Annotated in this window: 14 protein-coding genes and 1 tRNA gene; 6 read left to right on the forward strand and 9 right to left on the reverse strand. The window is 35.3% G+C overall.

Annotated features, from left to right (window positions below):
• Together A9Q93_RS05360 and A9Q93_RS05365 are read left to right on the forward strand one after the other, a co-directional pair.
• Positions 1–1917: PD-(D/E)XK nuclease family protein (locus tag A9Q93_RS05360; RefSeq protein WP_303686352.1), on the forward strand; the 1917-nt coding region annotated here is incomplete at its 5' end.
• Entirely contained in the window at positions 1914–2744 is an 831-nt protein-coding gene (locus A9Q93_RS05365; RefSeq protein WP_303686353.1) for a S9 family peptidase, read from the forward strand. The genes A9Q93_RS05360 and A9Q93_RS05365, both read left to right, overlap by 4 nt.
• A 20-nt stretch (positions 2745–2764) precedes the next feature.
• Here A9Q93_RS05365 and A9Q93_RS05370 read toward each other — a convergent pair whose 3' ends face one another.
• From A9Q93_RS05370 to A9Q93_RS05385, 4 genes are read right to left on the reverse strand one after another with little or no spacing between them, the layout of a single operon-like run.
• Complete coding sequence (locus A9Q93_RS05370) at positions 2765–4960, reverse strand: PepSY domain-containing protein (RefSeq protein WP_303686354.1); 2196 nt, start codon at positions 4958–4960, stop codon at positions 2765–2767.
• 10 nt (positions 4961–4970) lie between these two features.
• Positions 4971–5459: a DUF2271 domain-containing protein gene (locus A9Q93_RS05375; RefSeq protein WP_303686355.1), complete on the reverse strand. Its 489-nt coding sequence runs from the start codon at positions 5457–5459 to the stop codon at positions 4971–4973.
• Entirely contained in the window at positions 5459–6949 is a 1491-nt protein-coding gene (locus A9Q93_RS05380; protein ID WP_303686356.1) for an ankyrin repeat domain-containing protein, read from the reverse strand. Before A9Q93_RS05380 ends, A9Q93_RS05375 begins: the two co-directional genes overlap by 1 nt.
• Positions 6950–6955: 6 nt before the next feature.
• Entirely contained in the window at positions 6956–7855 is a 900-nt protein-coding gene (locus tag A9Q93_RS05385; protein ID WP_303686357.1) for a DUF6607 family protein, read from the reverse strand.
• Positions 7856–8142: 287 nt separating this feature from the next.
• Here A9Q93_RS05385 and A9Q93_RS05390 point away from each other — a divergent pair, with 287 nt between their 5' ends.
• Positions 8143–8580: a Fur family transcriptional regulator gene (locus A9Q93_RS05390; protein WP_303686358.1), complete on the forward strand. Its 438-nt coding sequence runs from the start codon at positions 8143–8145 to the stop codon at positions 8578–8580.
• A gap of 377 nt (positions 8581–8957) precedes the next feature.
• Here the strand turns inward: A9Q93_RS05390 and A9Q93_RS05395 are convergent.
• Positions 8958–9031: transfer RNA gene (locus tag A9Q93_RS05395), tRNA-Ala, on the reverse strand.
• Between the two features lie 63 nt (positions 9032–9094).
• Here A9Q93_RS05395 and A9Q93_RS05400 point away from each other — a divergent pair.
• From A9Q93_RS05400 to A9Q93_RS05410, 3 genes are all read left to right on the forward strand, one after another.
• Complete coding sequence (locus tag A9Q93_RS05400) at positions 9095–10429, forward strand: MATE family efflux transporter (RefSeq protein WP_303686359.1); 1335 nt, start codon at positions 9095–9097, stop codon at positions 10427–10429.
• A 107-nt stretch (positions 10430–10536) separates the two neighbouring features.
• Positions 10537–10671: a hypothetical protein gene (locus A9Q93_RS05405; RefSeq protein WP_303686360.1), complete on the forward strand. Its 135-nt coding sequence runs from the start codon at positions 10537–10539 to the stop codon at positions 10669–10671.
• Positions 10668–11117, forward strand: a complete 450-nt coding sequence (locus tag A9Q93_RS05410; protein ID WP_303686361.1) for a 6-carboxytetrahydropterin synthase — start codon at positions 10668–10670, stop codon at positions 11115–11117. Before A9Q93_RS05405 ends, A9Q93_RS05410 begins: the two co-directional genes overlap by 4 nt.
• A 300-nt stretch (positions 11118–11417) precedes the next feature.
• Here A9Q93_RS05410 and A9Q93_RS05415 read toward each other — a convergent pair whose 3' ends face one another.
• The 4 genes from A9Q93_RS05415 to A9Q93_RS05430 form a co-directional block, all read right to left on the reverse strand.
• Complete coding sequence (locus A9Q93_RS05415) at positions 11418–11657, reverse strand: hypothetical protein (protein WP_303686362.1); 240 nt, start codon at positions 11655–11657, stop codon at positions 11418–11420.
• Between the two features lie 311 nt (positions 11658–11968).
• Positions 11969–13876, reverse strand: coding sequence for a CocE/NonD family hydrolase (locus tag A9Q93_RS05420; RefSeq protein ID WP_303686363.1), 1908 nt, complete (start codon positions 13874–13876; stop codon positions 11969–11971).
• Between the two features lie 88 nt (positions 13877–13964).
• A complete protein-coding gene (locus A9Q93_RS05425) occupies positions 13965–16016 on the reverse strand; it encodes a M13 family metallopeptidase (RefSeq protein WP_303686364.1) in 2052 nt (683 codons plus the stop codon).
• A 165-nt stretch (positions 16017–16181) separates the two neighbouring features.
• Positions 16182–19456, reverse strand: a 3275-nt coding sequence (locus tag A9Q93_RS05430) for a T9SS type A sorting domain-containing protein (protein ID WP_303686365.1), incomplete at its 5' end; no start/stop codon positions are given.

The raw sequence follows: 19456 nt of genomic DNA on the forward strand, positions 1-19456 counted from the left end.
GCAATCCATGGAGCAGCTGGCAACTTGAGTATGATACAAGTTGCCGCACAATTAATGGCGCAAATACCTCAAGATGAGTTAGAAAAAACAGCTGTTATACTTGCAGATGAGCGTTTACTTTTACCATTGCTAGACGCAATACCAGAAAACATCAAGCATTTTAATGTGACAATGGGGCTGTCACTCGATCAACTGCCATTGTCTGCATTTATATATGATATAATTAAATTGCATACAGAAGCCATAGAAGAAGGTTATTATTATAAAGGGATGATCAATATTTTAGAATCCTCCTTTGCTCATACCTTATTAGAAAATGATTCTAGATCATTAGTAAAATTTATTAGAGATAATAATTTGATTTACATCGCTCCATCAAGTTTTGATGCGGTGTCTAAGAGTGCCATACTCCACATGATCTTAAAGCCTATAAAAAATGTAGGTGAGCTTATCAAAATTGTGCAAACTGTACTTCAACAATTGAAGACAGAGATGCTTAAACAAGAAAATAGAAGACTTGAAATTGAGCAATTATTAGGAGTTACTGAAGTGGTTCAAAATCTTAGCACTATCATCGATAATAATGAAGAAATAAAAGACTTAAAAACAGTTGCTTACCTATATAAGCAACTTGTGCCACTTAAGAATCTAGATTTCATAGGAGAACCAGTGCGCGGTCTTCAAATTATGGGATTGCTAGAAACACGAGCTTTGGACTATAAGAATACGATCATGTTATCTGTTAATGAAAGTATTTTACCAGCTGGTAAATCTACAGCTTCGTACATTTCAAATGATATGAAATATCAATTTGATCTTCCTACCTATTCAGAGAAAGACAGCGTTTATGCTTACCACTTTTATAGACTGCTGCACCGAGTTGAAAAGGCCGCTTTTATTTACAATACAGAAGGTGATACCTTAGGAGGTGGCGAGAAAAGCCGCTTTTTAACTCAGCTAGAAACAGATCAAATTTCAAAACATGTTTTAACGCATAAACACTATATTTTTAAAAATAGTGCGATTAAGGAAGATTTGATGGTTATTAAAAAAGAGCCATCTTATTTTGAACGTTTGGATCAAATTGCGGCAAGCGGCTTTAGTCCATCGGCATTAACGAGTTATGTACGTAATCCTATTGATTTCTATGCTAGCAAGATTTTACGTATTTCAGACATGGAAGATGTAGAAGAAAATATCGCTGCAAATACGATGGGTTCCATAATTCATGAAGCACTGGATAAATTGTACCAGCCTTACGTAGGTAAGGTGTTGATCAAAGAAGATTTTGATACTATAAAGAATCAAATAAAGACAGAATTAGATATTGCTTATAATGAATGTTATACGTCAGACTCTGCTCCATTAGGTAAGAATAAGATCATTTATGAGGTCTCCTCTCACTATATAAAGAAAATGGTGCAAAGTGATTTAGAACTAGTTAAAAACGGTCAAGAATTAATCATCAAAAGTGTCGAGCGCAAGCTGGAGGCTGTCATTGAGGTACCTCAAATAGGGAAAGTGAAAATTCACGGTATGGTAGATCGCATAGACCAGCTGGACGGTAAATTGCGCATTATCGATTACAAATCTGGTGCGACTGATAAGGGAAATGTAGGAATCGATCCAGAAGATTTTACTATTCTGAGAGAGGACTATAAAAAAGCTAAGGCCTTTCAAGTTCTCATGTATACCTACTTATACAGTCTTAACGACACTTTTACAGAAGCCAGCGCAGGAATCATTAGCTTTAAAAACTTTGATAAAGGCTATATACCATTCGCATTTAAAGCAGGAAGATCTTATACTGAAAAAACGATCGATACCACGGTCTTAGAAAAGTTTGAACTAGAACTTTTTGCTTTGATTCAAGAGTTGTATAATAAAGAAATTCATCTTACAGAAAAACCAGTATGATAACCAGTAATAACAACATTTTAATAGGAGAAAATGGTCGAGCTACATTGCTAGATTACAAGTATGAAGCGACTAATCAAAAACTGCCTGTAGTAGTTTTTTGCCATGGTTATAAAGGGTTTAAAGATTGGGGCGCATGGAGTTTGATGGGTTCCGCTTTCGCGAAAGCGGGATTCTTATTCATAAAATTTAACTATTCACACAATGGTGGCACTGTTGAAGAGCCTATCGATTTTCCAGATCTCGATGCTTTCTCAAAGAATAATTACAGCATTGAAGTAAGAGAAACAAAAATAGTACTGGACTGGATCGAGAACACAGACTTACCAGTAGATAAAACAAAAATAAACCTTATCGGTCACTCGCGAGCCGGCGGAATTACAACTATTGTAACAGCAAATGATCATAGAGTTTCTAAGTTGATCACACTTGCAGGAGTCGCTGATTATGCAGAGCGTTTTCCATCAGGAAAGGCACTCGAAGAATGGAAAGAAAAAGGTGTAATGTATGTTAAAAACGGACGTACAAAACAAGATATGCCACATTTGTATCAGTTCTTTGAAGACTTTAAAAATAATGAAGAAGCATTAACCATCTTAAAACAAGCTCAAAAAATTAAGCAACCACACTTAATTCTCCATGGAGATAACGACGAAGCAGTTCATGTAAATGACGCGCACAAATTGTATGAGGCGAGTCCTAACTCACAACTTAAATTGATAAGAGATGCAAACCATGTTTTTGGTGCATCACATCCATGGCATAAAGATCATTTACCAGAAGATTTGAGGCAAGCAATGCAGTGTATGGTTAATTTTTTGAGTTAATTCTCAAATAAATCTAGATTTTAGTAGCAGTCAGTTAGAATTTGGCCATTTTGTTCATATAGGGCTAAATCTTTCTGGCATTCTAGTGCCATAACTTGTTCTAGTGTTTTTAGTACATCATCACGCATGGCTATGGAACCGCATATCATAATAGTTCCATTTTGATTTAAAACGGTAGAAAGCAATTCTTTTTGTTTCCACAGTTCATCTTGTACATATGTTTTACTCAATTCTCGAGAAGTTGCAACCTGACAAATATGGAGATGGCGCTTACCTTTCTCTATAAAAGATTTATAGAGTTCAAAGCTCTCCATAAATTTTCCGCCCCAAAATAAATATTGATCCTTGCTAGCAACTCTACTTCCGTTATGATTTATCATTCCTAAAAAAGGTGCAATGCCAGTACCATTTGAGATATAAACTACTGGAGCCCCATCTTTAGAAATATGAAAATTAGGATTCTTTTCTACATATCCTGTTATGCAATCACCAGCAGCTAGCTTACTCAAATAGGAAGAGCAAATACCTTTTCTATGTAATTTTACACTCAGTAAGATTTCATTGTCATTACAAGCAATAGAGTAGGCTCTAGGTTTATCTACATTAGGAGCTAGAATTTGTAAAATATCTCCAGACTGGACGCGCTGTTTCTTGTGGATTTTCAGTTTTAAAATAAATGTGTCGTCTAGGTTTAATGGCGATCGTTCCACTACCTTAAATTGCATATAATCATGACTCTTTTTTACAGCTAGCTCTTTTTTAAGTTCAATACCGCTTGCCTGGCTGTAGTTATGTAACCAGTTATTTATGGCATCTTGTGAGTGTTCATTTATTTTCTCTAGGCCTAGTAAGGGACTGTACTGATCTTGTTGTTTCAGTGCCTGATCTACTACCTCTGCAAAACGGCAGTAGTGCTCATAATCTCTAGAACCAAATCCTACAACAGCATATTGTATATGGTTAGGTTGATTAATTATTGCCAGTTTTTTAATAAAATGACGAGCATTTGTGGGCGCATCACCATCACCATAGGTAGCCGTTAAAATTAAGAGTTGAGTTGCCTTTTGGTAAGAAGTATATTGATTTAATGAACCGAGATAAACACTTTTTCCTTGTTTAGAAATTTGTTTTGCCAGCGCTTTCGCGAAAGCGAATGTACTACCACCTTCAGAACCTACTAAAATTACAATCTCACTAGCATCCTTATCATCTAAAACCAGATGTTGTTTTGTATTGCGTTTTCTTTTGAGATATATAGTAATTCCAGAAAATATAAAGAAGAGTAGACTACAACTAGAAATAAATAGAATCACAGACCATAAAATGCTTCCAGTACCGGTATGCAAATTATAGCTCCATTGAGAAAGTATGAAGTTAAATGGGTGTTCAATCTCACTAATAACCTCTCCTGAATATTGATGAACTAGTACATCACGATCTTTCAAATTTATCTCATAGTAATCAAGCTCGTCTTCAGAAAAAGGAAAGCTAAGGTTTCTAATTTCACTTAGATTTAAACCTTGAAAAAAAGGTATGTCTGAAATATCTCCAGTAGAAACCTGTTGTGATGGCTCTTTGCTCCAATCATGTTCTGTTTTACTTATAGGTACAATGTCAAAAGTTATTAGCGATAAAAAAACGCCGGTTGCAGCGATTACTATGATAGGAATCAATAACCATCTTCCTAAAATGATATGGTATCGCTGATTAAAGTCTTTTTCTTTAATCCTACGATATAGTTTTAAAAAACCGCCCTGACGCTGTGCTAGTAAAAAAAGTCCAGAAACAGCTACTAGGCAAAGCAACAAGGACACAAAGCCTACAAAAAACCTTCCTATACTTTTTAAGAATAAAGAACGATGCAAGTTTGTGGTCCATACATAAATAGGGTCTCGTTGCTGGACAACACCTAGTTTTCTTCCCGTTTGTGGATTAATATAAATATCCTCACTATTACCATCATAAGTAATTACAGAAGCAATCACATCATGGTAAGCGGTTACTTCAAGCGATATAACTTCTTCATATTCTTCTTTAAGTTGGGTTATAGTTGTAGCTAGCGTTACATCTTCTATATCTACAATTTGATAAGCCTGAGTATTATTTGTAATAGGCTCACAGGCGAGTATCGCACCTGTCACTGATGCAACTATTAAAAATAATGCTGAGACAAATGCAAGAATAAGGTGACAGTATCGCCAGAAAGAGAGAATCATGTGAAGGTAATTACTGTCGTATCAGTCGCACATAGCGTATAAAACCTGTTCCTTCCTTTTTGCCCTTTAGGTTTGCTTGGGTAAGATCAAATTCTAAATCCTTAGCATAATATTCTTGATCTTCAACTGCAGTTTCAAATCTTATTTTATAACCCTTGTCTATTTTATCTTCAGGAATTTGAATAACGTTAATAGAGCGTTCTCCACCACTTATAGTAGCTCCAGAGATTGCATCTATATCTGGACGTCGTTTACCGTAAAACTTCCACCATTCACTTATCTCACTATACCACTCTGCATCTTTACCTTGAACGTAAAGTGTTTCTTCATAATCTCCTTCGGGATTCATAAGTGATATGACTACGTAAGCTCCTTCTCCAGTATAATTTTTAAGCTGGATCAAACATTTGTAATTTATCTTATCTACTGGTGTTGAGAAACTAAGTGCTAGAAAACTAACTAATACAACTGCCGGTAATATTTTAAAAAAGCGCTTCATTATTTTAAGAAATTTAATGGAATATTTTTATTAACTAGAATTTCATTCTCAATAGCAAGGTCATAGACGCTTTCTTCAAAATCAGTTTTTATTTGAATATCTGCTCCTTGAGAAATAAGATATTTTATTATAGTATCATCTTTTGCCTTCATGGCTGCGAGATGTAAAGCAGTCATGCCTTCATCATTTTTTACATTAACATCAATCCCGATGTTGCTAAGGCGCTTGATTAAACTCATATCTCCTTTTAAAACTGCAAAATGAAGCAATGTATTGCCATTTTCTTGGGCGGCAGTCATAGAAACTCCTTTACTTTCTAATAATGCAAATTTAGTTTCAAACTTTTCTACATCCTTAAGACGGTAAGAGTTGATCAAATAGTAGGCTAGATTGTTACCTTTTTCATCAATAACATCTGTGGCAGCATTATTTGCAATCAAATAAGATACTACCTTAGGACTATTTCCTTGTACTGCCATGCTTAGAGCAGTTTGACCGTTATTATCACGGGCATTAATATCAGTTAGGTGTTTATGTAGGTGCTTAATTATTTCTAAACTATTTCTACTCGCGGCATTCATGAATGGTGATCTACCACGATCATCTTGTAGGTCTACATCTACTCCGTAATTTAGAAAATAGTCTACTAGTTCAATGTCTTTAGTTCTCGAGGCTATTGTGTGTAGTGGATTGCGACCGTTATCACCTACCACATTTACTTTTATACCTAATGATTCTAGAAACTGGTAAAGTTCTATACTGTTTTGATGACCTCTTGCTCCACGACTGGCCATTAATATCGCGTTGCCACCATTTTTATTTAAGGCGTCATACTTTACACCTCTTTCTATAAGTAATTTTAAAAATGAGATATTACCCTTTGATACAGCATAGTGAAATAGGTTATTGCCATTTTTATCTTTACTATCTAGAGATAGTCCATAGGATAGAAATTGATTTAGCTCCTTTTCATTATTTAGTTTTGAAGCAATTAATAGGAGTAAGTTAGCACCATTATCGTTCTTTTCCTTAGTGAGGTCTACTCCATTAGATTGAAATGCCTCATAAATAGCTACGTTTTTCAATCCACCATTTGCTGCAAATGTTAGCGGTGTGTTACCATGACTATCTAGATCAGTAACGGAAGCTCCTGCATCAAGTAAATATGTTACAATTTCTAGGTTATTTGAATATGCGGCCCAGTGCAAGTAAATACGGCTATCGTGAGTTTTCTTATTAGGAGAATTACCATCCATTTGCAGAAGATATTTAATAACATCATTATCTGCTTTGCGTAGGATAGCGTATACGGTAGCATCAAAAGCATTTTGATTAAGAGCTACAGGATCATGACCTTCAGCGATTAGAGTTTTAACCTGATTAAGATCTGGCTTTGCCGCCCAAAAATCACTTGAGTGCAACTTATTTTCCTGAGCTACTGTAAATAAGCTAGCTATTAATACTAATGTAATGGTGAGTAGTCCTTTCATTTTTTATTATTTTACAAATGATTTTATTATAGGTTCAATTTGATCTACAGTTTTTACATCATCATTAAATAAATGTTTGTATAAAACTTTATTATCAACCTTTTCTTTTAATTCTAAATCTTTATTGCGGTTAAAAACCTCATTCCATTGAGACCTTACGATTTCCCATTTTGATTTATTTTCTTTCCACCAGTTTGCAGCAGCTTTACAGCGACTGTCTTCAACTTTTACGTAGGTGTTATAGCCCTTTTCTTTAGCGAGAAGAAAATCCTGCTCTCCTTTTTCTTTAATGATCTTGTGATTATCTTGATCATGCAACCACCCATAATCTGTAATTTCATGACGGTTGCCTCTTAACATCATATTATAATCACTACGTGTGGTATATTCTCTACGGGCTAGTGGAGCTGGTGTTGTGTTCTCCCAGTAACTTTTTCCATCAACGTGCACCCATGTAGCACTACCTTCATATCTAGGGCTATCATCTACTTGAAATACTTTTTGTGTCCACTGTCCAGCTACCTCGCTTGACGGCTTTTTCTCAAAAGTCCATTTATTGTTTGCGTCATAAGTGTATAAATCTTGATTTTCAAAAAGCCAGTCCTGTCTCCAGTGCTTAATAATCATGGGCTGCGCAGGATTACCTACTTGTAATAAGTGCTGGATTTGAATTTTATTTTCTTCGTCTGTTACTAATTGTGCCCATTCTAGAGCTTTTTCCACTTTAGTTTCTGACGGTTTGTATAAAGAATCATTAGAATAATTAAAGGTTTCTGTAAAATTAAATGTGACTTCATAGCAACCGCACATACTTTTTATGGCGTCTATGTCTTTTTGTTTTTTGGTTTGTGATACTCCTATTGTAGAAGTGAGAAGCAATAGTAAAAAGAGATGGGCTGTTCTCATTTGTGTTACTTTTAATTGAAAAATCTCGCGCAAAAATAATTGTTTTTATTTAATCTAAATAAGCTTTAGCTGTATATTTGCTTATTATTAAGAATGATTCTAATTAGAAAAGAAGTTAAAAAGCCATATATCAACATTTTATATGTTTTTGCTTTCGCGAAAGCAATACAGCAAGATTGATAGCTCCTTTTTTTTATAAATCGTTGATATAAGCATATGGGCTAACGATCACATTTAGAGCGTTTCAACAAACTTTAATTTATTAAAAGCAATACCGTTTTTCAATCATGGCATGTGTAAGTAGTTTTAAAATCATAAAAGACAGATTCACCACTTTTCTTGAAGAAAATAAGCATCGTAAAACTCCAGAACGTTATGCTATACTTCAAGAAATTTACAATAGTGAGGAACATTTAAATGTAGACACATTATTTGCAAGAATGATTGCAAAAAATTATCGTGTGAGTAAAGCTACTTTATATAATACCTTAGATATTTTATTAGAGTCACGTTTGATACGTAGGCATCAATTTGGTGATAAAGTAGCCTATTATGAAAAATCCTTTTTTGACGGTAAACATGATCATATCATTATGACAGATACAGGTGAAGTATTAGAGTTTACAGATCCCATGATACAAGAGATCAAGAAAACCATTGAAGAAGTTTTCAATGTAGCTATAGAAGAACATTCTTTATACTTTTATGCCACGCGTAATGAATAGATTGTTATTGCAGTACATTATATGTTGCTTTAGACTGCATGGGGCTTCTGTTACTAACTAATTATGTTAGGTAGGAGATAGGCTTTTAATTTAAGCAGGTGTTTTTACGGTATTCAAAAACAAAAAAGCCGAGGATGGAGCTCCTCAGCTTTTTCTAGTAGTCCTGTAACAAAATTAGGACTCTTTTTCTTTCAATGCATATTGCAGCTGTTAATGATCGTGGAGAATACCGGATTGAATATCCGTTGTTTTCCAGTCCTGCAATTACAACTACCTAACTTTGCAAGTTAAGTGTCTTAAAACAACAAAATCCTCTCAAGCGAAAAAGCTTGGAGCATTTCTTATGCTTTAATCCACATTGCAGCTGTGAATGATCGTGGAGAATACCGGATTCGAACCGGTCGCCTCTTGCCTGCCAGGCAAGTGCTCTAGCCAGATGAGCTAATCCCCCAAAATTGGGAAGCCAAATATACATGTAAGTTCTTAAACATAAGCCATTATATTTGCACTCTTTATGACAGTAAAAATTACCACTTCTCAAATCCTTAAACTGGCTATTCCTGCTATCATTGCTGGTATTGCAGAGCCATTAATTAGCATAACAGATCTTGCCATAATCGGTAAAATGGATGGTGATTCTACTAACGCGCTTGCTGCTGTAGGTCTTGTAGGTACTTTTTTGAGTGCCATTATATGGACGCTTGCACAAACCAAGACTTCTATTTCCTCTATTGTGTCAAATACCTTGGGAGAAAACAACCTTGATAAAATCAACCAATTAATACCTCAGGTAGTCTGGTTAAACATTGCTTTAGGAATTTTAATCTACTTAGTTACCGCACCTATAGCAAGGTTTATTTTTACACTTTACAAGGCAAATGGTGAGGTGCTATCCATCGCTTCTAGCTATTATCAAGTACGTGCCTTGGGTTTCCCGATGACTTTATGTGCTTTTGCGATTTTTGGAATTTTCAGAGGTTTACAGAATACGTCTTGGGCTATGATTGCAAGTCTGTCTGGCGCTTTAGTGAATATTTTACTCACACTTACTCTTGTTTATGGAATTGATGGTATCATTCCTTCTTTAGGTGTTATGGGAGCAGCTTATGGTAGTCTAGTGGCGCAGTTAGTTATGTTACTTATCGCAATTTATTTTCTATATAAGAATACTGTTTTTAGTATGCAATTGACCTTATGGAAACCACACACAAAACTTAAAAAACACATTCTCCTCACGGCTAACTTCTTTTTGCGTACGGTAGCGATTAATGTCGCCATTTATCTGTCTTATCGTTATGCAAATAGTTATGGTGTTGCACAAGCCGCCGCTCATGCAGTGTTGATGAATGTTTGGTTGTTTTTCTCTTTTCTTGTCGACGGATTTGCAAATGCAGGTAATGCAATAGGAGGAAAACTTTTTGGTTCTAAAGATGCTACATCGTTGAGATATTTGGCAAATAAAACATCCCTTTATGGTGTGGTAATGGCAACAATTCTGGCCGTAATTTGCTTTATTTTCTATCCGTTTTTAGGGACTCGATTTACAGACGATCCTGAAGTTTTAGATATTCTCGCGAGTACGTTCTGGATTGTGTTACTCATGCAACCTATTAATGCGGTCGCTTTTGTTTACGACGGTATATTTAAAGGTTGGGGCGAGGCGCCTTATTTGCGCAATTTGTTGTGGCTATTAACGGCCTTTGTTTACTGGCCTTTTTTATATATGCTCGACTTTTTTGAGTGGCAGCTTCACGCAGTTTGGTGGGCGTTTTTTGCTTGGATGATAGGTCGTTCAGTAGTTTTGTTCTTTAAGTTTAAGAGTAAAGTCAGTGGCATGGAAAAGATATGACAGTATAAAGCGGCTTTTTATAATTCCGCTTTCGCGAAAGCAATAAGAAACGGTAACCTACCACAAACACCTTCTTAAATACTATCTTTGTAACTTAATTATAGATTATGCACGCTTTACTTCTAGAAGACAGCACATTTCTTGATATCATAGGTTTTTTAGGTGGTTCGGGACTTTTTTTAGTGTTGGGAATACTCCTTATTATTGTGGTGATTTACAATAAATTCAAACGTAAAAGATGAAAAAAGTACGTATCACAAAGGAATTTACCTTTGAAACAGGTCATGCGCTTTACGGTTATGATGGTAAATGTCGCAACGTTCATGGCCATAGTTATAAGCTAGCTGTGACTGTTATAGGGACGCCTATTGATGATTTAGGACATGTAAAACATGGTATGGTGATCGATTTTGGTGATTTAAAGAAAATAATCAAAGAAGAAATTGTCGAGCCGTTTGATCATGCTACGGTATTTAATAAAAACACACCACACGTAGAGCTAGCTAAAGAACTATCAGATCGAGGTCACGACGTAATTCTTGTAGATTACCAGCCTACAAGCGAGATGATGATTATCGATTTTGCCGATAAAATCAAAAAGCGCCTACCTGATAATATTCAATTACATCATTTAAGACTACGAGAAACAGAAACCAGTTATGCAGAGTGGCATGCTGCTGATCAGTAGATTACACCTTTATTAAAAAGTAAAAAACGTTTTTATTACAAGTTTAATAATTCCAGCTACTAATTGATAGGTGGCAACAATGGCATTAGGCTTTTTTTCTTGCAGGGAATTTGCTTCCATAAGATCATTTTTAGGGAAAACAAATATCACAAAAAACCATTAAAACAGGTTTAAAGGTTTCAATTATTCGATAAAATGCTTTTTTATTAATTGTCAGAAGTGATCGCTATTAATGATTTTATATTGCACTTAGCTTTTAAACTAATTGTAATAGAGTAATGTTTATATAAAATGCGCATGTTATATTTTAATCAACCAATCTATCTTGGAACCGTTCATTTCGCATATTCCTATTCCATTTTTATGAGCAAGATGACCGAGTACAAAAGTTGGATTTTTCCAATTCTCAAACTCTTCAAATTTATCTGTCATAAGTAACCAATTATTGTAAACTTGTTTTAACATATATAATTCGTTTATAGCAGATTGTTTAGTAATTGAACCCAAATCTGAGGCTTTACTAAATCCAGTAATTCTCAATTTCTTATTACTATCAATGGTAATTTTAATGTTTTGTACTAAAATAACATTACTATTTTTAGCAAAATTGATTGCTGTATTTAGTCTATCTATTATTTCTTTGTTTTTATTGGGTTGAATTTCTGTAAAATATTTATGCTTTGACTCAAATTTCTATGTCATTTTTTAATTTTTGATAAAGTAAAAGGCGGACTAAGTGCGCCTTTAAAAAATAGTTTTGTCACCTGACGATGCTCATTTATTTAGCCGAATAAATTCAGCTGAAATTTGTAGGTTGATGACAGAATTTTGAGATTCCAAATGCTAAATTCCTACTGCTTCAGTTTAGGCAATTGCATCTCGATACCGTTATTTTCTCCTATGGTAACCGTGCTGCTTCCTAATATAGTTACTTGACCAGCAGTGAAATCACTTTCCTTGGCTTCAAAAATATTGTCTACGTACTTCTGCGGATTGCGATCTATGTAAGGAAACCACGTACTGTGAATTTGTATCATGATTCTATGACCTTTCTTGAACGTGTGCAACACATCTTGTAATGGGAAGTTGACTTGAGTTCTTTTTCCTTCTTTAAAAGGTTCTGGTTTTGAAAAATCATTTCTAAAACGACCTCTAAAAGTTTCGGCTCTTACTAGTTGTTGGTATCCAGCTAGTGTCACATGCTCTGGAGTATGCTCACCGTTTTTCATGTCACTAGGGTAAACATCTATCACTTTTACGATAAAATCGGCATCGGTAATGTCTTTTAAGATCACTTCTAGATTTGCCTGAATTTCTCCTGCTAGTCTCATATCGCTATCAAGAATGTCTGTCTGGAAAGTTAGCACATCTGGCCTGCGAGAAGCATGGCGCTGATCGTCTGTCATGTAAGCGCGTGGCGTAAACGTAACTGGCGTCACTTCACTTCTAAAAGGTACTGGCTTCATAGGATCGCTTATATAACTGTGCTGTACATTCTTATCACCAGCCTTGTTGATTAACAACTCACCATTTTTACCAAAACCAAAAACGATTTGATCATCTTTAGGCGGCCACTGTGTAAATTGATTCCATTCTTTTGTGCCAGTATCAAACATATAAGCTTCTGGTAACTCAGGATTTTTCTTTCCTTTTAAATGGTGCTCAAAAAACGGTGTCTCGATATTTTTCTGGTAAAAGGTAGAAATACTATCGCCAAAATGGATGTGATTCACCATTTGCTTACCGCGCTCTCTAGACCAGTTTCCATGGCTCCATGGTCCCATCACTATCGTATTGTTTTTATTATCAGGATTAAAACGTTCTACATTCTTATAGATATTAAGCGGTCCGTAAAGATCCTCAGCATCAAACCAGCCACCTACAGTCATTACGGCATGATCTACATCTTGAAGGTGATTAATTATCGCACGTTTTTGCCAGAATTCATCATAATTAGGATGCGTAGCCACATCTTTCCAGAAAAAGTTATCGGGAAATATATTTTCGGTCACGTTTTTAAGTGGTCCTATGCCCATATTGAACTCATAGCTGTCTTTCATGTTTCCTGCAGCTCGCATTTTATCCCATTTATCATTGTACCAGCTTTCTGTGGTAGGCTCTGTTTGATGTCCAAAAACTGGATATGCCATCAAATAGCTTTGTAAAGTTGCTCCCATATGGTGGAAATCATCAAAGAAAAAATCACCGATAGGCGCTTGTGGTGAAGAAGCTACTAAAGCAGGATGAGCTTCAGGAAGTGCGGCTGCCGTGTAAAATCCAGGATAAGAAATACCCCATTGTCCTACTTTTTTATTGTTATTAGGCAGGTTATTGATCAACCACTCGATGGTGTCATACGTATCACTGCTTTCATCGATGTCTTTTTTATTGTTTACATCATTTCCTGCAATGTGTGGGCGCATGTTATCAAAATCACCTTCACTCATCCATCTACCGCGTACATCTTGGTATACAAAAATGTAACCTTCTTCCATCATGAATTTATTAGGACCTAAGGATCTTTTGTACTCATTTTCTCCATAAGGACGGACGCTATAACAAGTGCGTTGCAGCATTATTGGGTAATCTCTAGAGGTATCCTTAGGTGCATAGACTACGGTATATAACTTAATACCATCACGCATCTCTATTTTGTGAACGGTCTTAGTGTAGTTTTCTTTTACGTAGTTAGTTGTGGATTGCGCTTTCGCGAAAGCGGAACCAAAAACAAATAATATAAGTAGTATATAATTTTTCATGAAAATGGATTATGAGCGTTAAATATACTTTTTAAGCATAAAAAAAGGCCTTCTGTTAAGAAAGCCTTAATATAATTTACTTCATATTTTACCAGATCAATACGCGATCTTCTGGTTGTATATACATGCCATCTCCTTCTTTAATATCAAAAGCTTGGTAAAAAGCTTCAATATTCTGAAGTGGAACATAACCTCTGTACATCCCTGGTGAATGTGTATCGCCTTTAATACGTTGTTTCAATGCTTCATCACGCATTTTTGTGCGCCATACTGTTGCCCAGCTTAAAAAGAAACGTTGTTGTTGTGTAAAGTCGTTGATCTTTCCTACTTCACCTTTATCTTCTAACCACATATTTAAAGCGTCATAAGCAGCGTTAACACCACCTAAATCACCTATATTTTCACCTAATGTATAAGAACCATTAATATTAACTCCAGGTAGTACTTCTATAGCATCGTATTGAGCGGCAAGATCTTTTCCTAAGGTTTCAAATTGCTCTTTGTCACTATCTGTCCACCAGTTAGTCATATTACCATTTGCTGCAAACTTAGCTCCTTGATCGTCAAAACCATGAGAGATTTCATGTCCTATAACAGCGCCCATTCCACCAAAGTTGATTGCAGGATCTGCTTCATAATTGTAAAAAGGTGGCTGTAAGATAGCAGCTGGAAAAACAATCTCGTTATAGTATGGATTGTAATATGCATTTACCGTTTGTGGAGACATGAACCATTCTGTTTTGTCCACTTTTTCTCCTAATTTGCTCATGTTTTCTTTATAGTTGTACTCCTGCACCGCTAGCATGTTATCAAATAAAGTTCCTCCATCTTTAGGACTTTTTATTTCCATATCAGAGTAATCTTTCCATTGATCTGGGTAACCTATTTTAATGGTCATGCCGTTTAATTTCTCAATGGCTTTGGTTTTAGTTTCTGGACTCATCCATTCAAGACCGTTGATACGCACTTCATAAGCTTTCTTTACGTATTCGATCATTTCTTTTGCCTTAGCTTTTGCTTCCGGCGGGAATTTTTCATCAACATAAAGTTGTCCTAAAGCTTCACCTAATGTTCCATTTATTGCAGCTAGAGCTCTTTCATTCTGTGGCTTCTGCTCTTTTGCACCGCGCATAGTTTTACTGTAGAAATCAAAATTAGCATCTTCTAAATCTGTAGAAAGCATGCTTGCAGAGCTGTCTAACATGCTCCATTTCATGTACTTTTTCATCACTTCTAAGTTAGAAGGCTTCCACATTGTGTTTAATGCTTTAATGTAATCTGGCTGACTTACAATCAAATTATCAAAATCTTTCATACCTGCATCATCAAAGTACGATTTCCAGTCAATGGCAGGAGCAATTTTTTGAAGATCATCTACACTCATAGGATTATAAGTCTTACGTGGATCTCTTCTAGTTACCTTATCCAGTCTAGGTTGTGCCATTGCTTTTTCAAATGCCACAATTTCACTAGCTGTTTGTGCTGCATTATCCATGCCTATCATTCCTAGCATTCTAGTAATGTGGTCTTCATATTTTGCTAGTTTTTCTTTGCTATCATCATCTTCACCTACATAATACTCTCTTGCCATTCCTAAAGAGCCATTTCCTAACTGAGCAACGTTCATTTCAGTATTCATAGCGTCTGGACCTACATAAACTCCAAAGAAAGCATTCAAACCTTTAGTTCTTAATGAAGCACTTACCTCTAGTAATTCATCTAGCGTTTTAATGTTTTCAATTTTTTCTAAATAAGGCACTAATGGCTCGTAACCAGCTTTGTTTCTTGACTCATTATCCATCATACTTTGATAGACATAAACGGCTTTTGCTTGATCAGAATCAGGATCTAGGTTTTCGTCATTCATAGCTTTATCAAGAATAGCTAGAACATCTGCATCTGTATCTTTTCTTAATTTGTTAAAGCCACCCCATACGGTATGATCTGCTGGAATTTCTGTGGAGTCTATCCAGACTCCATTAACATAACGATAGAAATCGTCTTTGGGAGATACTGATGTATCCATATAACCTAGATCTAATCCAGGTTGGTTTACTGTATCATCTGCTTGGTTTTCTTTACAAGAAACCGTGGCAATAAGAACAGCACCGACTATAAGTAGTGAAGATTTAAATTTCATAATTAATATTGTGTTTTAATTGTGTCTGATAACGAATTACTAAAATATAGATTAACATTTTTTTATATGTTAAGTAAACTATAACGAATTTATCGTAAAGATGAAACATGAAAAAAGGCTTCTCATAAGAGAAACCTTTTAGTAAATAAACTGATGGGCTGTCGTTTATTTAATTATTATTTTTTTGGTTAGCATACCATCAACAGAGTTAATTTGTATAAAATACATTCCTTGTGATACGTCGGTCAAATCTAATTTATTTAATCTACCTAGATTGTTATTTTTAGAAGTAATTAACTTACCACTTACATCGTAAATGCGGTAATCAAAACTGGTTTGTTTGTTCCATTCTAGATTAAATATTCCTGTAGAAGGGTTAGGGTAAATGTTAAATGCGTCTGATATCGTACTAGTTTCATTGCTCAAAATACCTGTCACAATAAAATTATCTATTACTGCTCCTTCATCAACTACTGATCCATCAGTTCTAAGAACAAATCTGAATAACACTTCTGAAGGGTTGTTTAAGAAATTTAAGGGTAAACTATAATTAGTAAGTGTATTTCCTACTCCGGTTCCTGTCCATTGTGCACCTACACAATTATAACAATTAGAATTATTAGGAAATCTATTTGAGTTATACCAGTTAGGATCAGTGGCACTACCTAGAATATTCCAGCTAGAACCGCTATTTATAGAATATTCCATATAAAGTAAATCCCAGTTAGTTTCAATATCAAATGCCATGTCAAATGAAACTACCGGATTATTAGTAGTACTCAAATCATAACAGCCAGTATATAAATAGCTGGTAGAATTGTTTCCATAGTCGCCATTTAAATTTGTAGCATAAACTTTTGAAGAACCTGTCACGTTGCTATTTAAAATGTTACCACTAGCAACACCATTCTCCCATTCTGAAGAAGCGCCACCGTTAATTGCTGTGAGGAAAGTTCTATTTTCAAATTGGTAGGTATCATTAACAATTCCTGATCCATTACTTAAAAACTCTTTTACAGCACGGTTGTTAGCAGAAAAATAATCATTCGTGGTAGAAACAATCACATTTATAGTGTGAGCACCTGGAGTTAAGTTGAGTCCTGTGACTGTAATGATGTCAGTATTTTGAGGTGTAATCGAAACATTAATTTGTTGTGAGGTCGATGGTCCTCTATCTACAGAATAAGTAAGATCTACTGAGTTAATAAGAGTACTTCCTGCATTTTCTACTAATACCTCTATACTATTAGAATCACATGTTATTTCTGCACTATTATCTTGAATAGATACTAATCTGATATCTGAGCTAGGAGCAGCTCTTCGTAAAGCAGTTTGCCATATTCCTCTACCATAAGTTCCTGCTGTTAGAATATTATCATTTGTGTTAATCTCTAAATCTCTAATGTTGACATTAGGTAAGTTATTCCCGAATTGCTCCCACAATCCAGTACTTTCATCATAACGATACACTCCTACAGTTGTTCCTACAAATAGCGGTTCATCTACACTAAGACCTTGATGAGCTAAGGTGTTTTTTCCTAAGCTAGGTAAATTGCTTGTGATGTTTATAAATGAAGCTCCTTGATTAGTGCTTTTATAAACCTGACCGTTTGAAAATCTGGTCGCTAAATAAATAATAGAACTATCATTAGAATTTACTTCAATAGCTGAAATATTTTCAGGAAAACTAAATACTGATGTAAAGCTCGATCCTGCGTCGGTACTCTTATATAAAACCCTATTTACCGCTACATAAATTGTACTGTCATCGTTGGGATCAATTTCTAATAAGTCTATAGATTCTCCAAAAGATGGAGACACTACATTAAAAGAAGATCCCACTACTTTATAAAGACTAGAGTAACCAGCATAAATAGTTCCTTGACTGTCTGTTTTCATAGGCGTAATCCAGTTTCCGTTTTCTGGACCACTTATACTAAATGACCTGCTGTTACCACCATTATTAGTGAAATACAAGCCGCCGCCTCTTTGAGTAAATCCATATCTAATATTATCATTATTAGGGTCTATTCCGGCCTCCATTCCATCAGCCCCATAATAATTTTTCCATGAATCTGCACTTCTTGTAAAACCACCATTATCTTGTAATCCACCAGCGACTTCTGTACTGGATTGTTTTCCTACTGCAATTCTATAAAACTGTCCTATTTGCGCCGTGGCTGTTAAATCTGTAAAACTACCAGCTTGGTTTGTGCTTCTATAAACACCTCCGTCAGATAGAACAAATAATTCATTATCAAACTGTCTTATCTGATGAATATCTGCATGAGTATAAGAAGCTTGAGCGCTGTTATTCCAGCTATTTACTTTTGTAAAGGAAGAACCTCCTGAATTAGATTTCCACACATTAAGACATCCTGTGTAGATGGTTTCTGGATTAGTAGGCGATACTTCTAGAGCTAGGTCGTACCAGCCTTGAGTATTTTCTAAAATATCTGTACCATTATCTCTTTTTGTAAAGCTAAGACCACTATTTGAAGATCTATAAATGCCTACTAAATTTGCGCTGTTATCAATTATAAGTAAATATACATAATTAGAGTTTGCAGGCGTCACACCTATTACAGATCTACCTTGATTAAAAGGTAAACCAGAGCTTATCTCAGTCCATGTGGTTCCTTGATCAGTAGATCTATAAAAACTAGATATGGTAGACATGTATAGGACATTAGAATCGCCAGGCTTTAACTTAATATCCTTAACATTTGCAGTAAAGGTTCTGGTAACAGTTGTTCCTGCATTTGTAGATTTATAAAAGCCTTGGTTTGAGGAAATAAAAAGATTGTTGCTGTTATTTGGGTCGATGTATATTTCACTGATATTTGCTCCTCCACGTGTAAAAGTTAATCCAGTAGAGTTAAATGTTGCGCCACCATCAGTAGATTTAAGCATTCCTAGACTATCACTATCACCAGCATCATCATCTCCGGTTCCTATGTAAATAATATTAGAGTTATTAGGGTCTATAGCAATGGCGCTTGTTCCTATTTGTGAAAGAAAATCAGTTAAAGGAGTCCAATTTGTACCAGCATCTACAGATTTCCAAAGCCCACCACTAGGTGTTCCCATATAGTAAATGTTAGAATTATTAGGATCAACAGCTAGTGTGTTAACACGTCCTTGACCTGGTGACCATGATCCGGTTTCAGCATAGGTAAAAGGTCCTACAGGAAGCCAATTAGAATTATCAACCAAGCCATTTTTTGTAGAATTACTTTCAAGTAAGCGCTGTATTTCAAATGGAGATTGTAACGTACCATCTTCCTTTACATAAGCTTCTGCACGATTTACCCATCTCATAAAAGGTTTGTAACCGCTACCTTTAACATCTTTATCGTGTGTTTCCCAGTAGTTTTCTCCGGCTACTTTAATTTCTTCATAAGTGGGCTCTACTCCGCTTTTTTGAATTAAAAGATCTT

It is taken from the genome of Nonlabens dokdonensis (assembly GCF_002162835.1).
Classification (GTDB): domain Bacteria; phylum Bacteroidota; class Bacteroidia; order Flavobacteriales; family Flavobacteriaceae; genus Nonlabens; species Nonlabens dokdonensis_B.